We start from the raw sequence: 23,293 nt of genomic DNA on the forward strand, positions 1-23,293 counted from the left end.
GGCCGGGGCGTATCGGGAGGGCCCGCGGGGCACGGGCCGCCGGAGCGGGTCGGCGGGCGGGCGGCCGGGAACACCGGTCCCCGGCCGCCCGCCTGCCGCGCCCCTCGTGCGCCCGCGTGCGGGACGTTCAGCCGAAGACCGGTCCCCGCGTGCGGGGCGTCAGTCGAAGACCGGTCCCTGCGTGCGGGGCGTCAGTCGAAGACCGGTCCCTGCGTGCGGGTGCGCTTGATCTCGTAGAAGCCCTTGACCGACGCCACCAGCAGCGTGCCGTCCCACAGCTTCAGCGCCTCCTCGCCCTTCGGCGCGGGCGTCACCACGGGACCGAAGAAGGCGATCTGCTCGCCGTCGGGGCCGGGCACGGCGATGACCGGGGTGCCGACGTCCTGGCCGACCTTGTCTATGCCCTCCTTGTGGGAGGCGCGCAGCTCCGTGTCGTACGCGTCGGAGTCGGCGTACTCCAGCAGCTCCGCCGGCAGGCCGACGTCCGAGAGCGCGCCGGCTATCGCCTCACGCGTCGGACCCTCGCCCTTGTTGTGGATGCGCGTGCCGAGCGCGGTGTACAGCGGGCCGAGGACGTCGTCCCCGTGCTTCTGCTGGGCGGCGACGACCACGCGCACGGGCGCCCAGGCCTTCGTCGCCATCAGCTCGCGGTACTCCTCGGGCATCTCGTCGAGCCGCGGCTCGTTCAGCACCGCGAGGCTCATCACGTGCCACCGGATGTCCAGGTTCCTGGCCTCCTGCACCTCAAGCACCCAGCGGGAGGTCATCCACGCCCACGGGCACAGCGGGTCGAACCAGAAATCGACCGGGGTCTTCTCCGACATGTCTCTCCTCGAAAAGTCCGTACGGGGACGCACGGGGACGCACCCCGCCGCGAGAAGGCAACGCGCGGCCCCCGCAGCGCAATTCCCGGCGGCGGGCGGCCGTGTGGGGCGGCCCGGACCGACATGGGAGGATCGACCTGGTTTCAAGACGTCCGTGAGCTGCGAAGGAGCTGCCCCCGTGCCTGGAGAGAACCTGTCCCGCGACGAGGCCCGTGAGCGGGGAGAACTGCTGTCCGCCACGGGTTACGAGGTGGCTCTCGACCTCCGCTCCGCGGTCGGCGAGGGCCCGGCGACCGGGCCCCGCACCTTCCGCTCCGTCACCACGCTGCGCTTCACCTGCGCACGTCCCGGCGCCGCGAGCTTCGTCGACCTGATCGCCCCGTCCGTGACCGGCGTCACACTCAACGGCCGCCCCCTCGACCCCTCGACGGTCTTCGACGGCTCGCGCATCGCGATCGGCGACCTCCAGGCGGAGAACACCCTCGTCGTCGACGCGCAGTGCGCCTACAGCCGCACCGGCGAGGGCATGCACCGCTTCGTCGACCCCGAGGACGGCGAGGTCTACCTCTACACGCAGTACGAGCCCGCCGACGCCCGCCGCGTCTACGCCAACTTCGAGCAGCCCGACCTCAAGGCGCCCTACCGCTTCGAGGTGACCGCGCCCGACGGCTGGCAGGTGTGGAACAACGGCGCCGGCACGCGCGACGCCGACGGCGTCTGGCGCTTCGCCGAGACCAAGCCGATCTCCACGTACATCACGGCCGTCGTCGCCGGCCCGTACCACTACGTGACCGACACCTACCGGCGCGCGCTGCCGGACGGCGGCGAGCTGGAGATCCCGCTCGGCGCCCTGTGCCGCAAGGGCCTCGCCAAGCACTTCGACGCGGACGACGTGTTCCTCGTCACCAAGCAGGGCCTGGACTTCTTCCACGACAACTTCGACTACCCGTACCCGTTCGGGAAGTACGACCAGGCGTTCGTGCCCGAGTACAACCTCGGCGCCATGGAGAACCCGGGCCTGGTCACCTTCCGCGAGGAGTACATCTACCGCGGCAAGGTCACGCAGGCGTCCTACGAGCGCCGCGCCAACGTGATCCTCCACGAGATGGCGCACATGTGGTTCGGCGACCTCGTCACCATGCGCTGGTGGGACGACCTGTGGCTGAAGGAGTCCTTCGCGGACTTCATGGGCTGCTTCTCCATGGTCGAGGCGACCCGCTTCACCAACGGCTGGATCACCTTCGCGAACAACCGCAAGGCCTGGGCCTACCGCGCGGACCAGCTGCCCTCCACGCACCCGATCACCGCCGACATCCGCGACCTGGAGGACGCGAAGCTCAACTTCGACGGGATCACCTACGCCAAGGGCGCCTCGGTGCTCAAGCAGCTGGTCGCGTACGCCGGCCGGGACGCGTTCCTGGAGGGCGCCCGCCGCTACTTCAAGCGGCACGCCTACGGCAACACCGAGCTCGGCGACCTGCTCGCCGTGCTGGAGGAGACCTCGGGCCGCGACATGGCCGGCTGGGCCGGGTCCTGGCTGCAGACCGCCGGCGTCAACTCGCTGACCCCGCAGATCGTCTACGGCGACGACGGGCGCGTGCAGGAGATCGCCGTCGTCCAGGACGCCCCCGAGTCGCACCCCGAACTGCGCCCGCACCGCGTCGCCGTGGGCCTCTACCGGCTCACGCCCGAGGGGGAGCTCGCCGCGTACGCCGGCACGGAGGCGGACGTCGCGGGCCCGCGCACCGTCGTCACCGAGCTGGCCGGGGCCGAGCGCCCCGACCTGATCCTCGTCAACGACCAGGACCTCACCTACTGCAAGGCCCGCCTCGACGCGGCCTCCCTCGACACGCTGCGCGCGCACCTCGGCGCGCTGAGCGACCCGATGGCGCGCGCGCTGAGCTGGTCGGCGCTGTGGAACATGACCCGCGACGCGCTGCTGCCCGCGCGGGACTTCATCGCCCTCGTCCTCGCGCACGCCGGACGCGAGAGCGACATCGGCGTGCTGCAGATGCTGCACACGTGGGCCGAGTCCGCGCTCGTCCACTACGCGGCGCCCGCCTGGCGCGCCGAGGGCGGCCGGCTGCTCGCCGAGGGCGCCCTGCGCGAGCTGCGCGCCGCCGAGCCCGGCAGCCAGCACCAGCTCACCTGGGCGCGCTTCTTCGCCCGGGTCGCCGAGGCCGACGGGGACCTGGCGCTGTGCCAGGGCCTGCTCGACGGAAGCGAGCAGGTGCCGGGCCTCGACGTCGACCAGGAGATGCGCTGGGCCCTCCTCGGCCCGCTCGCTTCGCACGGCCGCGCGGACCGGGCGGCCATCGAGGCCGAACACGCGCGCGACGACACCGCGTCGGGCGAGCGCCACGCGGTGCGCTGCCTCGCCTCGCGGCCCTCCGCCGAGGTGAAGGCCGAGGCGTGGAAGGTCCTCGTCGAGCAGGACACCCTGTCCAACGCGCTGGTGGAGGCGACGATCGCCGGCTTCGCGCAGTCCGGGCAGCGCGAGCTGATCGCGCCGTACGCGCCGGGGTACTTCGACGCCCTCGAACGCGTGTGGGCCGAGCGGTCCATCCAGATCGGCGTGCTGATCGTGCGGGGCCTGTTCCCGGACCTCCAGGACGACCCGGCGACACTGGCCGCCGCCCGCGGCTGGCTCGACGAGCACGCCGGCGCCGCGCCCGCCCTGCGCCGCCTCGTACGGGAGGCGGAGGACGACCTGGCGCGCGCCCTGCGCGCCCAGGAGTGCGACGCCGCGGCCTGAGCGTCGGCACCCCGGCCGGCGCCGCCCCACCCGGGCCGGTGCCGGCCGGGCCCTCGGCCGAACGGGGGACCCCCTGCTCGGCTGTCGAACGCCCGTACTTTAGGACGGGCTTGTCCGGTTTGGGCAACGCCCTTGTAACAGGGGTTAGCGGGTCGCGGGGGGCGGGGGAGACCGGGAGCATGAACAACAACAGCACCCCCCTCTCCTCCCCCCGCCCCGGCTGCGACGGCCGCCCCGCAGGACAGGCACCCGCCGCGTCCGCGTCCGCGTCCGTCGCCGGCGCCCCCGGCCCGCGCCTGCTCACGACCGCGCAGCTGCGCGAGCGCGGCGTCTCGGCCGCCACCGCCTCGGCGCAGAGCCGGCCCTTCGGCCCCTGGCAGCAACTGCTGCCGGGCGTCTACCTGTTGCACCGGGGGCCGGTCACGGGCGAGGACCGCATGCGGGCGGCGCTGCTGTACGCGGGACGCGCGGTCGCGCCCCGGCGGGTGCCGGGACCGGCCGGCGCCCCGGGCGCCTCCGCGATGCTCACAGGCCTCGCGGCGCTGGCGGCCCGCGGATTCGAGTCGGCGCCCTCCCCGCTGTCCCTGGAGGCCCTGGACGTGCTCGTACCGCGCACCAGGAGGCTGCGCTCCACCGGCTTCGTACGGCTGACCAGGGCGGCGGCCCTGCCCGAACCCGAACTCGTCGGCGGGCTCGCCCTCGCGCCGGTGGCCCGGGCGCTCGCCGACGCGGTGGCCGACCTGCCCGACGCCGGCTCGGTGCGCCGGCTGCTGACGGAGGCCGTACGGGACGGCTACTGCGAACCCGGCGCCATCGTCGCCGAGTTGGCCGCGGCCCGGCTGCTGTCGCGACCGCACGTGGTCGGCGCGGTCGACGCCCTCCTCGCCGAGGGCCGGGCCCGCGCCGAGGACCGCCTGTACGCGCTCGTGCGCGACAACGCGCTGCCCGAGCCGCTGTGGAACGTCGACCTGCGGCTGCCGGGCGGCCCCCACCTCGGCGGTGTCGACGCCTTCTGGCCCGACCAGGCCGTCGCCGTCGAACTCGACACCAGGGCCCCGAGGTTCTGCGGCAGCTTCGACAGCGGCGCCGACGACGCCCGCTGGGACGCCGGCGCCGCCAAGCGCGAGCACCTCGAACGGCTCGGCATCACCGTCGTCCACCTCACGCCCCGCAAGCTGCGGGAGGCCCCCGAACAGCAGACCGTCGTGGTGCGCACCGCGCTGACGGCCGCCGACGACCGGGAGCCCGCCGCCTACGTGGTGGTGCTGCCGCGGTGACGGAAGCCGGCGACCGGGCCGGCGCCCGGCCGGGCGCCGCCGCTACCGGGGCGAGACCGCCGCCACGTGCCCCACGGCCGGCCGCTCGCGCCACAACCGCAGTGCCACGTCCACCAGTTCGACGCGCGGCAGGGCCGCCACCGCGTCCAGCGGATGCCAGGCGGCGAGGTCCGTCGAGCCGTTCGGCTCGGAACGCAGCGCACCGCCGGTGATCTCGCCCTCGTACACGACCCGCACGCTGTGCAGCGAGCCCCGCACGCCGGAGTCCACGCCGAGCAGCGCCGTCATCCGCGCGTCGTGGCCGGTCTCCTCCTCGACCTCCCGCACCACCGCGTCGAACGGGTCCTCGCCGGGATCGATCCCGCCGCCCGGCAGCGTCCAGCGGCCCGCGGCGTTCCCGTCGCGCAGGTGCGGCACGAGCCGCGACAGCAGGATGCGGTTGTCGTCGACCAGGACGGCGTAGGCGGCCACGCGAAGTGAGGTACGCATCGCGGCAGCGTAACCGCGGCCCACTGGTGCGCGCCCCCGGTTTCCCGGCGCCCGCGCCACGCCCCCGGGCCCGCCCGCCGGACGGCCCGGAACGTCAGAAGCCGTGCGGCAGCCAGGGCGCCGGCTCGCCCGAGAACGCGGTGGACGCGGCCGCCAGAGCACCCGGCCGCAGCTCCCGCACCCGCCCGGCGTCCGCGAGTTCGCGCAGGGTCGTGCCCCCGAGGTAGGCGGCGCCGAGCTCGCGCACCGACAGCGCCAGGTCCGGCGCGTCGGCGGTGGCCTCGCACACCGCGCCCCCCGCGTCGCCGCTCAGCCGCACCCGGCCCGCGTTCCACGGGCAGAAGTCGTCGGCCACCTCCAGCACCACGTCGAGCGGAGTGCGGTACGTACGGGCCGACAGCGCCGAACCCACGTCCACCGGGCGCAGGTAGAGGTCGTCACGCAGCCGCAGGCCCGAGCGGCGCACGTCCGAAAGGAGGTGCAGGACCGGGTCGTCCACCGGGCGGCGCTTCGCCGTGACCGTCCACATCAGGTCGATCTCGCACAGGAAGCGCCACAGCGCCGCGTACGACGCCGGATCGTCCCCGTACACCTCCCGCACCCGGACCACCCCGTTCGCTCCGGCGGCGTCGGAGTCGCCCGTCGTGTGGAACAGGGCGAAGCCCGCCACCCGGCCGCCGCGTTCCGCCAGCACGCACTGGAGCGGGGACGCGCCCCCGCGGTCCCCGGGCGGGTCGAGCAGCGGCAGCCGCTCCCAGCCGGGCTGCCGTGCGAGCATCCCCGGCCGGCCGGCCACCGCGCGGGCGTAGACCTCCTCGATCCGGCGGCCCACGGCCGGTTCGGCGGGCGACGCGTAGCGCACGGCGACCTCGTCCGTGCCGGGCGGGGGCGCGATCCGCACGCGGGTCGTGTCGATCTCCAGCGACAGCCTGCGCGTCGCGCAGCCGTATCCGAAACGTCCGTAGATGTCCGGCTCCGAGGCGGTCAGTGCGGCGAGCGGCTCCCCGCGCTCGCGCACGTCGTCCAACTGCGCGCGCATCATGGACCGCAGCAGGCCGCGCCGCCGGTGCGTCGCCGCGACCGTGACCATCGTCACGCCCGCGGCCGCCACCAGCGCCCCGCCGGGTACGGACAGCCGGAACGAGAAGGCGCCCGCCGTGCCGACGCACTCCCGCCCGTCCCACAGCCCGAGCGAGCGGTCGAGTTCGGTCAGGGCGTCCCACAGCTCACGCTCCTCACGGGGCTCGCCCTCACCTCCGAAGGCCCTCATCAACTGTCCGTACCACCGGTCCCAGTGGTCCTTGTGCAGTACGCGGAGTTCCGTCATGTGCCCATCAGTACCAGCCGACGACTGCCGCGGCGATCCGATATCGAACACAATGGGCCCCCTCTGCACGGCGGGCGAACTGATCGATAGGGTCCAATCACCATGGCCGGTGTCGCGGGAGCGGAAACGTACACCGCCCGGATGCGCAAGAGGCTGCACCGGGCGCGCACCGTGCTGCGCCGATCCGGGGTCGACTACTTCCGGGGCGAGGGCTCCGACTGGATCGCGATGATCGGGCTGCTGCTGCTCGTGCCCGCGATCACCGTGACGACGCTGGCGCTGCCCCTGTGGTGCGCGTCGTCGGCGCTGGCCGTGCCGATCGTGATGGGCGGGCTCCTGCTGCGGCCCGCCAGCCTGCTCGGCCTGTACGCGGCGGCCGCGGCGGCGCTGATCGTCGAGTCCGTCGTCCTCGGCCCGTACAACGAGGGGCCCGGGCGCGTCACGCCGGGCACCGTCCTGGTGGTCGCCGCGTGCGGCCTCTTCGGCCTGCTGCTCGCCCAGTTCAGGGCCCGGGTCGGCGTCCCCTGGCGGCGCGGCGGGACCATGCTGTTCGACCTGCGCGAGCGCATCCGCGTGCAGAGCTCCCTGCCGGCGCTGCCCAAGGGCTGGTACCGCGAGTGGTCCCTGCGTCCGGCGGGCGGCCAGTCGTTCTCCGGCGACTTCGTCGTCGCGGCCCGGACGAACGGCGGCCGGACCCTGGAGGTCGTCCTGACCGACGTGTCCGGCAAGGGCATGGACGCCGGGTCCCGGGCGCTGCTGCTGTCGGGCGCGTTCGGCGGGCTCCTGGGGTCCCTGCCGCCGCACGGCTTCCTGCCCGCGGCGAACGGCTACCTGCTCCGGCAGAACTGGGAGGAGGGCTTCGCGACCTCCATCCACCTGGTGCTGGACCTCGACTCCGGGGACTACGAACTCCTCTCGGCCGGCCACCTGCCCGCCCTCCAGCTGCACGCCGGCACCGGCGCCTGGGAGGAGAAGTCCGGCGAGGGCCCCCTCCTCGGCGTCTACGACGGCGCGCAGTTCGACCCGGTCAAGGGCGCGCTGCGGCCCGGCGACGTGCTGATGCTGTTCACCGACGGCCTCGTGGAGGCACCCGGCCGGGACCTGGGCGAGGGCATCGACCGGCTCACCGGCGCGGCCGACCGCTACGTGAAGGCCGGCTTCGAAGGCGCCGCCTGGCACCTCATAGAAGCGGTCGCCAAGGACGTCAACGACGACCGGGCCCTGCTGCTGCTCACGCGCGACGCCGACGCGACCCCGTGACACCCGGGGGACCCCTCCCTCCCCCTTGTCTTCGCGTGCGCTCCAACTCCTAGCGTCGCCCTCATGGAGAACAGGACATGGGGAGACAGCGGCATCAGCGTCGGCGCCCTCGGGTTCGGCTGCTGGGCCATCGGCGGCGAGTGGCGGGACGGCGACGGCAGCCCGCTCGGCTGGGGGAGGGTGGACGACGACGAGTCCCTGGCCGCCGTGCGCCGGGCTCTCGACCTGGGCGTCACCTTCTTCGACACGGCCGACCTCTACGGCGCCGGCCACAGCGAGCGCGTGCTCGGCCGGGCCCTGAAGGGGCGACGCGACGAGGTCGTCGTCGCCACCAAGTGGGGCAACACCTTCGACGAGGACGCCCGGACCCGCACGGGCGAGGACGCGAGCCCCGCGTACGCGCGGCGCGCCCTGACGGCGTCGCTGCGCCGGCTGGGCACCGACCGCGTGGACCTCTACCAGCTCCACCTGGGCGGCGCCTCGCCGGAGCAGGGGGCCGAGCTGCGCGAGGCCTGCGAGGAGTTCGTCCGCGAGGGGCTCGTACGGGGCTACGCGTGGAGCACCGACGATCCCGCGCGCGCCGCCGTGTTCGCGGACGGGCCGCACTGCCTGGCCGTGCAGCACGCGTGCAACGTGCTGGAGGACGCCCCCGGCATGCTCAGGTTCTGCGAGAGCCGCGGCCTCGCGAGCGTCGTCCGCAGTCCGCTCGCCATGGGCCTGCTGGCCTCGACGCAGGGGGCGAGGAGCCGGGGCGCCACCGGCGACATCAGGGCGCTCCCGCCCGCCTGGCTGCACTGGTTCGGCCGGGGCGGCGTGCCCGAGCCCCGGTGGGCGGCGCGGGTGGACGCCGTCCGCTCGGTCCTCACCGGGGGTGGGCGCACCCTCGCCCAGGGCGCCCTCGCCTGGCTGTGGGCCCGGAGCCCGGGCATCGTGCCCATCCCCGGCATCCGCACCGTCGCACAGGCGGAGGAGAACGCGGGCGCCCTCGCGCACGGGCCGCTCACCGGGGCGCAGATGGAAGAGATCGACACGCTGCTCGGACGGCAGGGGGCGTCGTAGGGGCCCGGGAGCCCACGGGCGCAGGGAAGAACGCGGACGCGGACGGGCGGTCGCTGCCGGCCGGCACTGGGGCGTGAACGCGACGCCGGTGCGGCCGGGGCGTGAACGACGTACGGCCGGTGCGGCCTCAACCCGCCGCACCGGCCGTACGCCCGTCTTGGGGCCGGACCGCCCGCTCAGCCTTGGGCGCGGAACGCCCAGGCCATGTCCGGCTCGACCGCCCAGCGGAACGCCCGCCGCACCGGCGGGGTGCACAGCACGGTCACCACGGCGGCGGCCGTGAGGGACACGACGGCCTCGCCCGCCGGGGCACTCAGCCACGGGTGGTCGTCGAAGACGCCGGCGAACCCGGCGCCCTTGATCACGAAGCCGTGCAGCAGATAGCCGCAGATGGTGCCCGTGCCGAGCACCGTGAACCACATGTGCCGGCCCGGCACCCAGGCCAGGAACGCCGCGGTCAGCAGCAGTGAGCAGCAGAACAGGCCCAGTTCCATCGCGGGCCCCGTCCACCACGCGTGATCGAGCTGCTGCGCACTGGTGTTGTGGTACAGCCACGCGGAGGCGAAATGCGGCGCGATCCAGTACGAGAAGCCCAGGGCGACCGCGAAGAGCGGAAGAGTGAGCAGCCTCACCTCGCGCCGGCGCACCAACTGGAAGTGCTCGGGCCGCAGGCACAGGCCCAGCACGAAGTACGGAAGGAACTGCAGCACCCGCTGGAGGTCCAGGTCGTTGCCGATCGACGGGCAGAACGAGGCGAGCATCGCGATCACCAGCGCCACCGGCAGGGGGTGGCGGATGGCCCGCCACAGCGGCGTGGTGAGCCGCCACACGAACAGCGCGATCAGGAACCAGGTCAGGAACCAGGGGTCCTGGAGGCTGATGCTCAGGGTGTGCGGCTTCTCCCCGGCCCACTTCAGCAGCGAGTACGCGGTCTCGAAGACGATGTACGGCACGGCGACGCCGGTCACCAGCCGCTTCAGCTGGTGCGGTTTGGCGGTGAAGCTGCGCGAGAAGTAGCCGGAGATGATGATGAACGCCGGCATGTGGAAGGTGTAGACGACCATGTAGAGCGCCTTGGTCGTCCGGCTGCCGTCCATGATCGGCTCCCACGAGTGGGCCACCGCGACCAGGACGATCGCCAGGTACTTGGCGTTGTCGAAGAACGCCTCGCGCCTCTTCGGGGCGGGCCCCGTCGTGCCGGCGGACTCCGCGGCCGCCCGCGAACCGGTCCCGCCGGACGGCGCGATGGTGGAGGTCACACGTCTCGGTTCCGTGGGCCGCCTCGGCTGACCGACCTTGCCCGGCGGCGTGTCGGCCACCCCGGTCGATGCGTTCGCGACGGCCGTGCGGGCTGATTCCTGCTGCCGGCCGCCCGACCGGGTGCCCTTCTCATATCCCTGTGACGCCTGAACCATTTGACGCACCCTAGACCCGCTCAATCCATTTCGTAAAACCGCGGTACCGATTGGCTCAACGGAACGCGAAACCGACAACAACCGTGCGCTATGCCCGGATTCATCCACCCATAACTGGGCATCTCGCTACGCTCTCAGCGGGCTCACAGGCAGCCCCAATTGCAGTTGCTGCTGCCCCGTCCGGCGTCGTCCATGCATTCTGTGATTCATCTGTGTGGACGGTGAAACGATGGCGCGTGATCTTTTCGTTTTCTTCGGGGCATTGATCACGTGTGGACGGCGTGTCCGGGCGGAACGTTGCGGTTGCGACGGTTTGCAGGCCTTGAGGGATGGCGCGTTCTGGCCGTCGATGATTCGTCACTGGGCAGCACGCACACAGGGGTTGGTGGCACGATGGTTGCCAGCGGGGTGCGAGATGAGGCGCGGTCCCGCGGCCGGCTAGGCGGACCGACCGAGGGTGTGATCAGTTATGGCCGTTTCAGTGTCCGTAGCGGTGGTGTTGGCGATCATCCTGGTGCTGATGATCCGTAGTAAGTCCATCAAGGGCGGACCCGCCATCGTGGCGATCCTGTTCGGCTTCTTCCTCGCCTCGACGGACATCGCGCCGTCCGTGAACAGGTTCATGAACTCCATAGGGGACACGATCAGCCAGATCCACTTCTGACCGGTCGGCGGCCGGCCGGCCGTCCCCTCGTGAGGACCCGGCGCGATCGCCCCCGGGGCGGCTCGCGCGGGCGCTCCGGCGCCCCCGCAGGTGCCGTGTTCGGAGGCCCCGTGCCCTCGTGGTGCGCGCGTGCGCGAGGGTGGCCGTCGCGTGACCGGCGGGGGCCCGCGGGGCGGCCGGGGGACGGCCGGCGCGCGGGAGCGGCGCACGCCGCTCGCGGGCGAACGGCGGAGGGCGTTCGCGTCCGGCGGTGGGGCGCGGAAGCCGGGACGCGTGGAAGCCGGGGACGCCTGCGGGGACGTTCTGCGGGGACGTCGAGACGGGCGGGACCGGGAGACAGGAACGGCCCGGAGGCGACGATGCGCCTGCCGGGCCGGAGCCGTGCGATCAGGGCGCCGCAAGGGCGCCGGAGCGGGCGACGGGAATCGAACCCGCGTAGCTAGTTTGGAAGACCTGCTATGCGGTAGGCCCCTGACCTGCTAGGTCTCTCACCTGCGGCGAAGGTGTGGTCGCGCCCCGGCTCGCCGTGGCTCCCCGTGACTTCCCGCACGACCGGGCACGCCACGGGCACGTCCGCCACCTCCCTGTGCGTCTGAGGCCACAAGGAGGCCAAGCCGACCAACGCGGTGATGAGGGCGGTGGCGGCCGTGACGCGATGCAGCCATGTTGGCTCCCCTCCTGGTGTGATCGCATGCAGGCGGCACGTGCGGCTACAGACCACCGGACAGGTATTGCCGGTGCAATACCTAATCCGGTAGTCTGCGGGTACCTCATTGAAGTGCGGCAGGTTCTCGGGCAACGAGACCTCCAAGCTTGAGCCGAGCACCTAGTTACGCGTTGCAGCCGCGCAACTGGGTGCTATTTGGCGTGGTTTAACGGCCACCTGACATGGTATCAGCCGTCTAGCCGTGTCCCTCCCAGGTACTCAGCCGCCTCAATTTGCTCAGCCACCGCACTTCCCCGCGCTCCCATCCCGTCCGCCTTCGGCCCACACGTAGTGGAGCGGGCGTGGTTCAGGGCGTCCAGGTGGAGCGCGCCACTGTACGAACGACCTGGACGCCCTGGGCCGCGTCTGCTCGGCTTGACCTGGGCCGAAGGTGGTCGGGATGGGAGCCCCCCACGCTCTCCCCGACGATGCCGGCACCCGCAGGACGGGCCCTCCCACCCCGGACGCATGAGCGCCCCCGCCGGAGGCGTGTCCTTGACCGTGAGCCGCCCCGCGTCTCGGGTCCCGACTCATGGCCTCGGCCCCTCCCCGTCGTGGGCGCGCGTCGGTGCAGCGCGGGCGGAGCGGGCCGAAGGCAGGAGCGGCGCCCGGAGCGGAGCCGGGAAGCGCGCCCGGCGGAGCGGAGCGCAGCCGGGTGCCTTGATGAGGTAGAGAAACCTGTAACAGCTCCGCTTCGCGGGTCAGGTGCCGGTGCTGATCACCTTGCGGCCGTCGTGAGAACGGACATGCGGGTCGCTGGCGGTAAGCGCATCTGTGACCCGGACGGCGAAGACCTCGCGCATGCAGTGGGTGATCTCGTCCGGGGTGAGCCACTCGACTGCCGTCGACTCGTCGGACAGCTCCTCGTGACCGCCTTCGGGCCTACAGCGGAAGACCAGCGCGACGATGGCGCGAGACGTGTGCTTGTAGACCCCTGTCAGGCGCTCGACGTGCACCTTGATGCCGGTCTCCTCGTAGACTTCCCGCCGCACTCCATCCTCAGGAGACTCCGAGAGTTCGAGCACCCCTCCCGGGGGCTCCCAGGTCCCGTTGTCGGCCCTCCGGATGGTCAGAACACGGCCGTCCTCCCTCACGACCACGCCGGCCACGGACACGGAGTGGAGCGGCGTTGACGGCGTCTCTTCGTGGCTGCTACTCATGTACAGGAGAATAGGAGACGTAGAAGGACTATGGCGAGTGGTGACGTGGCCTCGACGGCCAAGGCGAAGTACCTTCAGATCGCCGATGATCTCGCGGCGCAGATCCATTCCGGCGCTCTGGCACCCGGGGCCCCCGTGCCCAGTGAGTCTGAGCTGATGCAGCGGTACGCCGTCGCATCGGGCACCGTTCGCAAGGCCGTGGCGGAGCTTCGTACAACGCAGCTCATCGAGACGCACCACGGCCGGGGTTCCTTCGTCCGCTCCCGCCCACCCGTCCAGCGAAAGTCATCCGACCGGTTCCGGAGATCACATCGCAAGGCCGGCAAGGCTGCCTACCTGGCCGAGGCTGAACAGTCAGGCGGTAAGCCGTCCGTCAACGTCCTGTTCATTGGTCCCGTGGAGGCGCCGGAAGACGTGGCCGAGCGTCTTGGCGTTCCGGCGGGCGCACAGGTCCTCGCGCGGAAGCGGCGCTACTTCCGCGACGGCGTACCGACGGAGGAAGCCACCTCGTACCTGCCCTGGGACGTGGTGAAGGACATTCCGGAGATGTTCGCGGAGAACCCGGGCGGTGGCGGAATCTACGCTCGCCTGGAAGACCGTGGCCACGTCCTGGCCGAGTTCACCGAGACCGTTCGCGCCAGGCTGGCCACGAAGGCAGAGACCACCGCTCTGGCTCTCAGCCCGGGCTCGCCGGTCATCCACCTCGTCCGAAACGCTGTCACCGAAGCCGGCCGGGTCGTCGAGGTGTGCGACACGGTCATGGCCGCTGACCAGTTCGTTCTCGACTACCGCTTCCCCGCCGGAGACTGACGGCGCGTCACGGATAGCTATCCCCCTCAAGATGCTTCGCGAATGCGGTTGACTCATGTACATGAGTCGGGCACTCTTCTACTCATCACTCATGTACATGAGTGCAGGAGACCACCTCCACTAGAGGAGAAGTAATGCCGTCCTTCAAGATCGATGTCTCGACCGCTGTGGTGTTCGTGGCGACTGCGCCGACGCCGAAGCTCGTCAACAAGCAGACCGGTGAGATCGCGGTGGACCGGGAGACCGGTGCGCAGCTCGCGACGGTGGGTCTGCTGATCTCGGACGAGGGTGAGGGCAACCTCTACCAGGTGACCGTGCCGTCGACGGGTCTGCCGGAGGGGCTGGCGCCGGGGATGCCGGTGACGGTGGTTGGACTCAGGGCGCGGGACTGGGAGAACGAGTTCAACGGGCAGAAGCGGCACGGGATCTCCTTCCGGGCGGCTGCGGTCACGGCGGGGGTCTGATCCTCGTGACGGACGTGTCCACGCTGCTGGAACTGTCCGGCGTCGCGGCCGGCGCGGGTGGGATCGGCTATGCGAAGGTTCGCGCTCCTCGCGCGTACTGGTCGCTGGTGGGCCTGCCGATCGCGATAGGGCGCTTCACGGTCACCTACTCCTCGACGATGGACGTGTGCGGCCTGACCGTGCAGCCCTCCCGGCTGCGGGCCTTCCTGGTCCGCAACGTCGCCCGACGCTCCGAGGTCCAGCCGGTTCCGCCGAAGGTCCGCCAGGTGCGGGGAACGTCGACGGGGATGCGGGTCACGTTGCGTCTGCCGGCCGGTCTGGAGCCTGCCGACGTGGCGGCTGCCTCCGAGCGTCTGCGCCACGCCTGGGGAGTCCACTCCGTGCACGTCACCACGACGAAGCCCGGCTTCGTGGAACTGCGGATGACGGGCTACGACGTACTCCGGCGAGTCCGCATGCCCCGCCGGGCCCCTTCGGGTCCGATGGTGGTTCCGGTGGCGTTGCGGGAGGACGGGTCGGCGTTCGTGCGGGATTACCGCAAGATCCCGCACAACCTGACCTTGGGCGCGAACCAGTCGGGCAAGTCCATGTATCAGCGCAACCTCGTCACCGGCCTCGCCAAGCACCTGGTTGGACTGGTGGGGATCGACTGCAAGCGGGGCGTCGAGCAGCGCCCCTACGCCCCGCGCCTGTCCGCCCTTGCCACGGACCGGGATGAGGCGGCCGGCCTGCTCGATGCCCTCGTGACGGAGATGGAGAACCGCTTCGATCTGCTGAGCGAGCACGGTGTCTCGGACCTGTGGGAGCTGCCGGAGACGGTGCGGCCGGTGCCGTTGGTGGTGCTGGTGGATGAGGTCGCGGAACTCTTCCTCACCACCGTGCGCAAGGAAGAGGAGCGTCGGGATCGGATGGTGACGCAGATGGTCCGCCTCGCGCAGATGTCCCGTGCGGTCGGGATCTTCCTGGAGGTGTGCGGGCAGCGCTTCGGCTCCGACCTCGGCAAGGGGGCCACCGCCCTGCGTGCCCAGCTCACCGGGCGTGTGGTGCACCGTGTCAACGACAAGCAGACCGGAGAGATGGGCCTCGGGGACATCTCCCCGGAAGCCGTCTTCGCCGCCACTGCCATCCCCGCCGACCGCCCCGGCATCGCCGTGGCTGGGGACTCCTCCGGCGGCTGGTCCCGCATCCGCACTCCCGAAACCACCCCCACGGAAGCCGCTGCCACCTGCCGGGCCTTCGCCCACCTCACCCCGGAACTGCCCTTCCTCAAGCCGTTCCGTCCCACCGTGCCCGCCGACGCGCCGGCACCCGTCAAGGGCCCCTCGCTGATCAAGCCCCGGCCCATCACCGACTAACACCCCGCTCCCCGCTTCACCGGTCGGCGTGACCGTCTCGCGCCAGGTCCCTACCCCCCTCATGCCTGAAACCGGAAGGGATTCCCGTTATGGCTCGCAAAGCCACCGCCCGCACGGCCACCAAGCCGCCGTCCGAACCGCCTGCCTGTCCCTCGTGCAAGGGCTCGGGGCAGGTCGCCCGGACCGTCCGTGTCGGCCGCCGACAGCGTGTCGTCGGCCAACAGGAGGGCCTGTGCCTGACCTGCCTCGGCTCCGGCCTCGACCCCAACACCTGACCACCCCGGCGCCGGGCGGCCCACCCCGACCGCCCGGCCCCTGAACTGCCTCGAAAGGAGGTGCCCGGCATGCCCCGTATCCGTGTCGACGCCGTGCTGATCCAAGCCGTGATTGCCGGGGCCCTGTCCTTCGCCCACCTCCACGACCTGGCCGAAGCCGCCGGACAACACGGCTGGAAAGCCTGGGCCTACCCCATCAGCGTCGACCTGCTCCTGATGGCCGCCTGGCGCCGCATGCGAACCCTGCGCACCGCCCACCAACCGGCCCGCGCCGTATGGGCCTGGTTCGCGGTCGCCCTCGCCGCATCCCTCGGCGCGAACGTCTCCACCGCCGGCCTCCTCGACCTGCACGCGGTACCGGCCTGGCTGCGCATCCTCGTCGCCGGCTGGCCCGCCCTCGCTTTCCTCGGCGGCACCCTCCTCGCCCACAACCCCACACCCGACACCACCACCGCGCCCGGTCCCCAATCGGCACCGGCGCCTGAACCAGCGGACGACATGGTCACCGTGGAGCGCGAGACCGACCCGGCGCCCGAACTGCCCACCGCCGACCCGGCTCCCGCTCCTGCGGCGGAAGCCGCGACCGTCGAGCCCGCTCCCGCGCCGGCGCCGGTGCCCCCGGCGCTCCTCGACTACGCCCGCAAGACCGCTGATGCCCACCGCGACAGCACAGGGCGGCCGATCGACGCGGACACCCTGCGCGCCCGTCTCGGCGTCCCCGGCCCCCTCGCCGCCTCCCTCGTAGCCCAACTCACCTGACCTGGAAGGACCCCGCCATGCCGCGTCCGCGCCGCTTCTACGACCTGCTCCGCATCGGCCCCGTTCAGGTCGGCTCCCACTACGACGGCCACGGCCGCACCAAGCACACCGCGACCTGTACCGCCCCCGGCTGCAACTTCTCCACCGACAAGCCCGACCGCGCCGGCGCCGAACTCGCCGCCCGCACCCACCGCTGCAACCCCTGACCCGAAAGGACGGCACATCGTGTTCACGCCGAAGTACCCCCGCCCCGACACCGCCCCCGCTCCGAGCGTCCTGCCGCCGGCTGCGCCCCTCGTGCCGACCTCGGACGGCCACGTGCCGGCCTGCACCTGCGGTCACACCCACACGCCGACCGCGCCCGCCCCGGCCCCGGTCTCGACGCGGCCGACGGTTCAGCTCACGCCCGGCGCCCTCGTCGCCCTCGCCGCCGGCGGAACCGCCGCCGTGCTGGTGGTCGGGACGGTCCTGGTCTCGATGCTCCTGGCGGTCGCCGTGACGGGGGCCTCGGTCGCCGTGTGCGCGATCGTCATCCGCTCCCTGCTCAACAGCCAGCACAAGGCCCGGTGAGCCCCGTGGACCCGATGTTCCTCGCGGCCGTGGCCCCGGTGACCGGATGGGCCCTGCACGGCGGACTGCTCGCCCGCCGCCTGTCCACCGCCCGACGTGACCCGCTCACCGGTCTCCACACCCGTGGCGGCTTCACCGCGCGGGCCGAACGGCTCATCCGCCGCTCGCCCGGGGCCGTGGCGGTCCTGGTCGACCTGGACGACTTCAAGCAGATCAACGACCACCACGGCCACGCCGCCGGTGACGCCGTGATCGGCGCAACCGGGCTCCGCCTGGCCCTGTGGACGGCTCGCTATGGCATCGCGGCCCGGCTCGGTGGAGACGAGTTCGCCGCGCTGGTCACCGCCGAGTCGCGTACCGCCGGGCTCCCCGCCCTCACGGCCGCGCTGAACCGGCCGGTCCTCTACGACGGCCGCGTACTGCCGGTCTCCGCCTCAGTCGGCGTCTGCCGCCTGGTCGATCTCGCTTTGCCTCGCCTCACGGACGCCCTGTCCGCCGCCGACGCCGCGATGTACGCGGCCAAGGGCCACGGACGCCGCAACCGATAACGGCCCCCGGCGCGGCCTCGGTCGCCAAACTTCCGCCGCGCCGGGCGCCTGCAACCCCTTCCAAGCCACACAGACCCGAAAGGGACACCCCATGATGCCCGACCACGCCCCCGTCCTGCCCATCTGCCGCCACTGCGACGGCTTCCCGACCGTCCACATCACCACCGGCACCCGCCTCCCCGACGGCACCCGCGCCACGCTCACGGCCGTGTGCCCGGCCTGCAAGGGCACCGGACACACCCTGCCCGCCGCCGCCCTCGCCCGCGCCGGCCGGTGAGCCCCATGGCCCTCCTCGACTGGCGCTCCCCGGAGCACTACGACCACACCGGTGACCAGCCCTGCGTGCTGTGCGACAAGCCCACCCCGCTGCGCTCCGACCGTGGCAAGCCCGTCCACAAGGTGTGCGCCGAAGCCTGGCTCGATGCCCACCCCCCGAAGGAGAACCAGCAGTGACCACCTCCGCCACCCTCGCGGCGGCGGGCCTCGACCCGACCACCCTCAACGACCTGTTCAGGGTGGCCGGGTCGCCCGGCTTCGACCGCTGGCAAGAACAAATCCGCCGCACCGGCGGCTGCGCCGAACCCATCCACCTCACCGGCTCCACCAAGACCATCGACCCCACCACCGGCACAGTCCTGCACGCCTACTCGACCGACAAGGAACCAGGCGGACGCCTCCGCGTCGCGTGCGGCAACCGCCGTGCCTCCCGGTGCCCGGCCTGCGCCTGGACCTACGCCGGCGACACCTACCACCTCATCCGCGCCGGCCTCACCGGCGATGAGTCCAAGGGCACCCCGCACACCGTGCGCGACCACCCCCGCGTCTTCGCCACCCTCACCGCCCCCTCCTTCGGCCCGGTCCACAACCGGCCCACCTCCGGCCGCTGCCGCTGCGGCGTAGGCCACGCGGAAGGCGCCCCCGAACTCGGGACCGCCCTCGACCCGGCCACGTACGACTACGCCGGCGCGGTGCTGTGGAACAACCACGCCGGACACCTCTGGCGCTACGTCACCATCTACCTGCCCCGCGAACTCGCCGCCCGCGCCGGCATCACCCAACGCGAACTGAAAGAACGGCTCCGGGTCTCCTACGGGAAGGTCGCGGAGTACCAGAAGCGCGGTGCCATCCACTTCCATGCCGTGATCCGCTTCGACGGACCAGACGGCCCCGACACCGCCCCGCCGTCCTGGGCCACCATCGACCTCCTGACGGACGCCCTGCGGGCCGCTGCTGCCCGCGCTGAGGTGGCTTTGCCGGCCTCTGGCGAGTATCCGGCTCGCGTTCTGCGCTGGGGGACGCAGCTCGACGTGCAGCCCATCGGCGCTTTCGGCCACGGTGAAGACCTCACCGAACAGGCCGTCGCCTCCTACGTCGCCAAGTACGCCACCAAGGCCGCTGAGGCGACCGGGACCGTGGATCGCCGGATCGGTGAGCTGTCCGAGCTGGACAAGCTGCCGGACCTGCCCGACCACACCCGCCGCCTCATCCAAGCCTGCTCCGAACTCGACCCGGCCTACCCGGACCGCAAACTGTGGCGCTGGGCCCACATGCTCGGCTTCCGAGGCCACTTCTCCACCAAGTCCCGCCGGTACTCGACCACCCTCGGGGCGCTCCGGCAGGTCCGCGCCGACTACCGGGCCGCCCAGCAACGCGAAGCCCTCGGCCTGCCCGACCTGGACGACGACCCGGAGGCGACCACCCTCACGCTCGCGCACTGGACCTACGCCGGCCACGGCCTCACTCCCGGCGAATCCTGGCTCGCCGCCCAGCTCCACCGCGACATCCAACACAACCGAGACGCCGCCCGCGAACACCGCGCCGAACTGGCCGACCTGGAAGGGGCATGATCACCATGACTGACCGTCTGCTCACCGTGGAACAGGTGGCCGGGTTGCTCGGGACGACCGTGCGCTTCCCGCGCCGGCTGATCGAGGAGCGCCGGATCACCTTCGTCAAGGTCGGTCGACACGTCCGCATCCCCGAAAGCGCCGTTGAAGCGTTCGTCATGGCTCATACGGTCGCGCCCTCCGTCCGTCGTCTGCGGGGTGTGGCCTGATGGCCGGCAAGAAGCGGGCGTTCGGCCGGGTGCGCAAGCTTCCTTCCGGGCGTTACCAGGCGCGCTACCTCGGTCCTGACGGCATTGACCGTCCGGCACCGAAGACCTTCCGGACCAAGCGGGATGCGGATGACTGGCTCGCAGAGCGGCAGGCTGAGCTGCGCGCCGGTGACTGGGCCGATCCCGAGGCGGGGAAGGTCGCGTTCGGCGGTTACGCCACGACCTGGATCACGGAGCGCGGCATCGGTGCCTCGACTGCGGATCTCTATCGCTCGCTGCTGCGGAACCACTTGGAGCCGACCTTCGGCACAGTGGCCGTTGCCGACATCACGCCTGCCATGGTGCGTGCCTGGCGCGTCGCACGATTGGGTGCAGGCGCCGGGCCCTCGACTGTGGCCAAGTCGTACGCCCTGCTGCGAGCCGTGCTCATGACCGCTGTGGAAGACCAGTTGATCCGGCGCAACCCTTGTCGGATCAAGGGTGCCAGTTCGGCGCAGACTCCCGAACGTCCCACAGCGACGGTTCAGGAGGTGTATGCCGTGGCGGGGGCAATCCAGCCCCGATACCGCGCGCTCGTCCTCCTGGCGGCCTTCTCCGGGCTTCGCTGGGGTGAACTGGTCGGGTTGCGCCGGCGTGATCTCGACTTCGAATCGGGGACTCTCCGAGTGCGCCGGAACGTGGCAGAGCTGCATGACGGCTCTCGGCTGATCAAGGAGCCCAAGAGCGCGGCCGGCAAACGCACGGTGGCGATCCCCGCCGTGATCACGGGTGACCTGTTGGCGCACCTCGACGTGTACGCCGAATCCGGTGCCGATGGACGCGTGTTCGTCGGAGCAAAGGGGGCGACTCCGCGCCGGAATCACTTCAATAAGCTCTGGCGCCGGGCGTGCGTATCGGCGGACATCAAGGGTCTGCACTTCCATGATCTTCGCCACACGGGCAACACTCTGGCGGCGGCTACGGGCGCCAGTACCCGGGAGCTGATGACGCGCATGGGGCACAGTACGGCTCGTGCGGCGCTGATCTACCAGCACGCCACCGCCGAGCGTGAACGGCTGATCGGTAACGCCGTGAGTGCCGCTGTCGAGCAAGCGCGAAAGCAAGATCGCGACGCGGACGGGCACGCGGCGGGCACGTCACCCTGAATCAAGATCACAAACGACTGAGAGCCAGGGTAGAGGATGAACCTCTGACCTGGCCCTCAGCGTGTGGAGCGGGCGACGGGAATCGAACCCGCGTAGCTAGTTTGGAAGACTAGGGCTCTACCATTGAGCTACGCCCGCGCGAGCCCGGCCGTGCCCCGAGGGGCGGTCCGAGCGCGTACGCAGAGCATCGTAGCGGCTCCGGGCCGTTCTCCGCACACCGGTGGCCGTGTCCCCGGTCCCTGGTCTCTGGCCCCCTGCGTCGCGCTCCGCACGGGTGTCCGTGCTTCTCGGCCTCTCCGCGTTCTCGGCTGCCCGCTTCCACTACTGCCCGCTTCCCTTGGCGGACGCGGACGCGGAGCCAGGGAAGACGCGGGGCCGGTCAGGGGCCGGCGGATGCCCACCCGCGGCATGCCGCGGGTAAAAGGGGTCCGACGCAGCGCCTTCGGGCATGTACCCTACGTGTCGCACCGACGGGGTGTGGCGCAGCTTGGTAGCGCGTCCGCTTTGGGAGCGGAAGGTCGTCGGTTCGAATCCGGCCACCCCGACCAGTCGCCAGTCGCGCGCACCCGAAGATCGCGTTGTGGGGCGCTTCCTGCTTGCGGTTACTATGCAAGCTGCGTGCCCGCGTGTCTGACGTGTCTCCGATGGACCCCAGGAGCCCGGGCCGAACAGCAGGCCGCCGCCGGCAACCGGCGCGCGGCAGGCACACCCGAGAATCAGCCACCAAGGAGACCGAACCGTGAAGAGCGCCGTGGAGACCCTGAACCCGACCCGGGTTCGGCTCACAGTCGAGGTGCCCTTCGAGGAGCTCAAGGACAGCCTCGACGCGGCGTACAAGAAGATCAACGACCAGGTCACGGTGAAGGGCTTCCGCAAGGGCAAGATCCCGGCCCGCGTCATCGACCAGCGTTTCGGCCGTGGTGCTGTGCTGGAGGAGGCCGTCAACGACGCCCTCCCGAAGTTCTACACCGAGGCGGTCAACGAGGGTGAGCTGAACGTCCTCGGCCAGCCCGAGGTCGACATCAAGGAGCTGAAGGACGGCGAGCTGCTCTCCTTCACCGCCGAGGTCGACATCCGGCCCGAGATCACGATCCCGGACTACTCCGGCATCGAGGTCACGGTCGACGCGGCCGAGGTCGACGACGAGGACATCGACAAGTCGGTCGAGCAGCTGCGCGACCGCTTCGCCACCACCAGCACCGTCGAGCGCGCCGCCGCCGAGGGCGACGTCGTGACCGTCGACCTCGAGGCCCGTATCGACGGCGAGGTCCTGGAGGACGGCGTCGCGAACGGCGTCGACTACGTGATCGGTTCCGGCGACCTGCTCGACGGCATCGACGACGCGGTCACCGGCCTCGAGGCCGGCGGCGAGGCCACCTTCACCTCCGAGCTCAAGGGCGGCTCCGCCGAGGGCAGGGCGGCCGAGGTCACCGTCAAGGTCACCGAGGTCAAGACCCGCGAGCTGCCGGAGCTGGACGACGAGTTCGCCCAGACCGCCAGCGAGTTCGACACCCTGGAGGAGCTGCGCGCGGACAGCCGCAAGCGCCTTGTGTCGATGAAGCAGTACGACCAGGCCACGCAGGCGCAGGAGCGCGTCCTCGACGAGCTGCTGAAGCTGGTCGAGGTGCCGATCCCGGAGAAGCTGCTCGCGGACGAGGTCGAGACCCGCAAGCACAACCTGGAGCACCACCAGCTGCCGCAGATGGGCATGGGGATCGAGCAGTACCTCCAGATCCAGGGCAAGACCCAGGAGGAGTTCGACTCCGAGACCTCCGAGCAGGCGGTCAAGGGCATCAAGACCCAGTTCATCCTGGACGAGCTCGTCAACAAGGAGAAGCTGAACGTGAACCAGGAGGAGCTCACCGAGCACCTCATGCGTCGCGCGCAGTCCTCCGGCATGAGCCCCGACCAGTTCGCGCAGGCCGTCGTCGAGGGCGGCCAGGTGCCGATGCTCGTCGGCGAGGTCGCCCGGGGCAAGGCGCTCGCGCTGGTCGTCGAGGCCGCCAAGGTCGTCGACACCAACGGCGAGACGGTCGACCTGGACGACGAGGACGACGAGGTCGAGGGCGACACCGAGACGGCCGAGGCCGCCACGGAGACCGTCGAGGCCGCCGAGGACAAGGCGGACGAGGCCGGCGGCTCCGAGGACAAGCCGACCGCCTGATCGGCCACCGCACACGCACGGCGGGCCCCGGACGCACACCGCGTCCGGGGCCCGCCGCGTTCCGCACCGCCCGCACCGCCCGCCGTGTTCCGCGCCGCCCGCTCCTCCCGCAGCCACCCCCCCCGGGCGACGTTTCCCCGGCTGCCCGCTGCCCGCTGCCCGCCGTCCCGCGGCCCCTGCCGCCCGCCCGCCGGCTGCCCCCTGCCGCACG

At 71.8% G+C, this 23,293-nt stretch carries 24 protein-coding genes and 2 tRNA genes; 20 read left to right on the forward strand and 6 right to left on the reverse strand.

The genetic code is table 11. The features are described from left to right. Positions 1 to 191: 191 nt before the first annotated feature. A complete protein-coding gene (locus L1885_RS06775; RefSeq protein WP_235796070.1) occupies positions 192 to 824 on the reverse strand; it encodes a mycothiol-dependent nitroreductase Rv2466c family protein in 633 nt (210 codons plus the stop codon). 178 nt (positions 825 to 1,002) lie between these two features. Here L1885_RS06775 and pepN point away from each other — a divergent pair, with 178 nt between their 5' ends. Together pepN and L1885_RS06785 are read left to right on the forward strand one after the other, a co-directional pair. Next, a complete protein-coding gene (gene pepN / locus L1885_RS06780; RefSeq protein WP_235796071.1) occupies positions 1,003 to 3,579 on the forward strand; it encodes an aminopeptidase N in 2,577 nt (858 codons plus the stop codon). 179 nt (positions 3,580 to 3,758) lie between these two features. Then, positions 3,759 to 4,856 carry a hypothetical protein gene (locus L1885_RS06785; protein WP_235796072.1) on the forward strand — a complete coding sequence of 366 codons (1,098 nt, stop codon included), beginning with the start codon at positions 3,759 to 3,761 and terminating at the stop codon, positions 4,854 to 4,856. Between the two features lie 42 nt (positions 4,857 to 4,898). Here L1885_RS06785 and L1885_RS06790 read toward each other — a convergent pair whose 3' ends face one another. Next, positions 4,899 to 5,345 carry an NUDIX hydrolase gene (locus L1885_RS06790; protein ID WP_235796073.1) on the reverse strand — a complete coding sequence of 149 codons (447 nt, stop codon included), beginning with the start codon at positions 5,343 to 5,345 and terminating at the stop codon, positions 4,899 to 4,901. A gap of 94 nt (positions 5,346 to 5,439) precedes the next feature. After that, positions 5,440 to 6,672 carry a GNAT family N-acetyltransferase gene (locus L1885_RS06795; protein ID WP_235796074.1) on the reverse strand — a complete coding sequence of 411 codons (1,233 nt, stop codon included), beginning with the start codon at positions 6,670 to 6,672 and terminating at the stop codon, positions 5,440 to 5,442. A 102-nt stretch (positions 6,673 to 6,774) separates the two neighbouring features. Here L1885_RS06795 and L1885_RS06800 point away from each other — a divergent pair, with 102 nt between their 5' ends. Together L1885_RS06800 and L1885_RS06805 are read left to right on the forward strand one after the other, a co-directional pair. Then, on the forward strand, positions 6,775 to 7,932 hold the full coding sequence (locus L1885_RS06800; protein WP_235796075.1) for a PP2C family protein-serine/threonine phosphatase: 1,158 nt from the start codon (positions 6,775 to 6,777) through the stop codon (positions 7,930 to 7,932). A 63-nt stretch (positions 7,933 to 7,995) separates the two neighbouring features. Further along, positions 7,996 to 8,991 (forward strand): aldo/keto reductase, encoded by a 996-nt coding sequence (locus tag L1885_RS06805; RefSeq protein WP_235796076.1) that lies wholly within the window; start codon positions 7,996 to 7,998, stop codon positions 8,989 to 8,991. Positions 8,992 to 9,167: 176 nt separating this feature from the next. On the opposite strand, the gene L1885_RS06810 is transcribed toward L1885_RS06805, so the two are convergent. After that, complete coding sequence (locus tag L1885_RS06810; protein ID WP_443732425.1) at positions 9,168 to 10,406, reverse strand: acyltransferase family protein; 1,239 nt, start codon at positions 10,404 to 10,406, stop codon at positions 9,168 to 9,170. A gap of 469 nt (positions 10,407 to 10,875) precedes the next feature. On the opposite strand from L1885_RS06810, the gene L1885_RS06815 reads away from it, so the two are divergent. Further along, a complete protein-coding gene (locus tag L1885_RS06815) occupies positions 10,876 to 11,070 on the forward strand; it encodes a hypothetical protein (RefSeq protein WP_225022957.1) in 195 nt (64 codons plus the stop codon). Between the two features lie 1,407 nt (positions 11,071 to 12,477). Here the strand turns inward: L1885_RS06815 and L1885_RS06820 are convergent. Then, entirely contained in the window at positions 12,478 to 12,948 is a 471-nt protein-coding gene (locus L1885_RS06820; RefSeq protein WP_235796090.1) for an NUDIX hydrolase, read from the reverse strand. Between the two features lie 18 nt (positions 12,949 to 12,966). Here L1885_RS06820 and L1885_RS06825 point away from each other — a divergent pair, with 18 nt between their 5' ends. From L1885_RS06825 to L1885_RS06885, 13 genes are all read left to right on the forward strand, one after another. Then, positions 12,967 to 13,746 (forward strand): GntR family transcriptional regulator, encoded by a 780-nt coding sequence (locus L1885_RS06825; RefSeq protein ID WP_235796077.1) that lies wholly within the window; start codon positions 12,967 to 12,969, stop codon positions 13,744 to 13,746. 134 nt (positions 13,747 to 13,880) lie between these two features. Continuing rightward, positions 13,881 to 14,210 (forward strand): SCO3933 family regulatory protein, encoded by a 330-nt coding sequence (locus L1885_RS06830; RefSeq protein ID WP_235796078.1) that lies wholly within the window; start codon positions 13,881 to 13,883, stop codon positions 14,208 to 14,210. A 5-nt stretch (positions 14,211 to 14,215) separates the two neighbouring features. Continuing rightward, complete coding sequence (locus tag L1885_RS06835) at positions 14,216 to 15,565, forward strand: FtsK/SpoIIIE domain-containing protein (protein ID WP_235796079.1); 1,350 nt, start codon at positions 14,216 to 14,218, stop codon at positions 15,563 to 15,565. Between the two features lie 89 nt (positions 15,566 to 15,654). Then, the gene (locus tag L1885_RS06840; RefSeq protein WP_235796080.1) at positions 15,655 to 15,840 is read left to right on the forward strand and encodes a hypothetical protein; all 186 of its coding nucleotides are present in this window, start codon (positions 15,655 to 15,657) and stop codon (positions 15,838 to 15,840) included. Positions 15,841 to 15,909: 69 nt separating this feature from the next. Further along, positions 15,910 to 16,599: a DUF2637 domain-containing protein gene (locus tag L1885_RS06845; RefSeq protein WP_235796081.1), complete on the forward strand. Its 690-nt coding sequence runs from the start codon at positions 15,910 to 15,912 to the stop codon at positions 16,597 to 16,599. 17 nt (positions 16,600 to 16,616) lie between these two features. Beyond that, positions 16,617 to 16,805, forward strand: coding sequence for a mobile element transfer protein (locus L1885_RS06850; RefSeq protein ID WP_235796082.1), 189 nt, complete (start codon positions 16,617 to 16,619; stop codon positions 16,803 to 16,805). Positions 16,806 to 16,824: 19 nt separating this feature from the next. Beyond that, positions 16,825 to 17,169 carry an RAD23 family protein gene (locus tag L1885_RS06855; RefSeq protein WP_235796083.1) on the forward strand — a complete coding sequence of 115 codons (345 nt, stop codon included), beginning with the start codon at positions 16,825 to 16,827 and terminating at the stop codon, positions 17,167 to 17,169. A 14-nt stretch (positions 17,170 to 17,183) separates the two neighbouring features. Further along, entirely contained in the window at positions 17,184 to 17,717 is a 534-nt protein-coding gene (locus L1885_RS06860; RefSeq protein WP_268983743.1) for a GGDEF domain-containing protein, read from the forward strand. Positions 17,718 to 17,811: 94 nt separating this feature from the next. Then, a complete protein-coding gene (locus tag L1885_RS06865; RefSeq protein ID WP_235796091.1) occupies positions 17,812 to 17,994 on the forward strand; it encodes a hypothetical protein in 183 nt (60 codons plus the stop codon). Positions 17,995 to 17,999: 5 nt separating this feature from the next. Continuing rightward, the gene (locus tag L1885_RS06870) at positions 18,000 to 18,170 is read left to right on the forward strand and encodes a hypothetical protein (RefSeq protein WP_235796085.1); all 171 of its coding nucleotides are present in this window, start codon (positions 18,000 to 18,002) and stop codon (positions 18,168 to 18,170) included. Then, positions 18,167 to 19,564: a replication initiator protein RepSA gene (repSA, locus tag L1885_RS06875; RefSeq protein WP_235796086.1), complete on the forward strand. Its 1,398-nt coding sequence runs from the start codon at positions 18,167 to 18,169 to the stop codon at positions 19,562 to 19,564. Before L1885_RS06870 ends, repSA begins: the two co-directional genes overlap by 4 nt. A gap of 5 nt (positions 19,565 to 19,569) precedes the next feature. Then, a complete protein-coding gene (locus tag L1885_RS06880; RefSeq protein ID WP_235796092.1) occupies positions 19,570 to 19,773 on the forward strand; it encodes an excisionase family DNA-binding protein in 204 nt (67 codons plus the stop codon). Then, positions 19,773 to 20,918, forward strand: a complete 1,146-nt coding sequence (locus L1885_RS06885; RefSeq protein ID WP_235796087.1) for a tyrosine-type recombinase/integrase — start codon at positions 19,773 to 19,775, stop codon at positions 20,916 to 20,918. The genes L1885_RS06880 and L1885_RS06885 overlap by 1 nt, the downstream gene beginning before the upstream one ends. Before the next feature lie 64 nt (positions 20,919 to 20,982). Here L1885_RS06885 and L1885_RS06890 read toward each other — a convergent pair. Then, positions 20,983 to 21,056 (reverse strand) — tRNA-Gly (locus tag L1885_RS06890). A 333-nt stretch (positions 21,057 to 21,389) separates the two neighbouring features. On the opposite strand from L1885_RS06890, the gene L1885_RS06895 reads away from it, so the two are divergent. Both L1885_RS06895 and tig read left to right on the forward strand, forming a co-directional pair. Continuing rightward, positions 21,390 to 21,466, forward strand: a tRNA-Pro gene (locus L1885_RS06895). Between the two features lie 191 nt (positions 21,467 to 21,657). Further along, entirely contained in the window at positions 21,658 to 23,082 is a 1,425-nt protein-coding gene (gene tig, locus L1885_RS06900; RefSeq protein ID WP_235796088.1) for a trigger factor, read from the forward strand. Positions 23,083 to 23,293 lie beyond the last annotated feature (211 nt).

The organism is Streptomyces fuscigenes (assembly GCF_021556455.1).
Lineage (GTDB): Bacteria > Actinomycetota > Actinomycetes > Streptomycetales > Streptomycetaceae > Streptomyces > Streptomyces fuscigenes.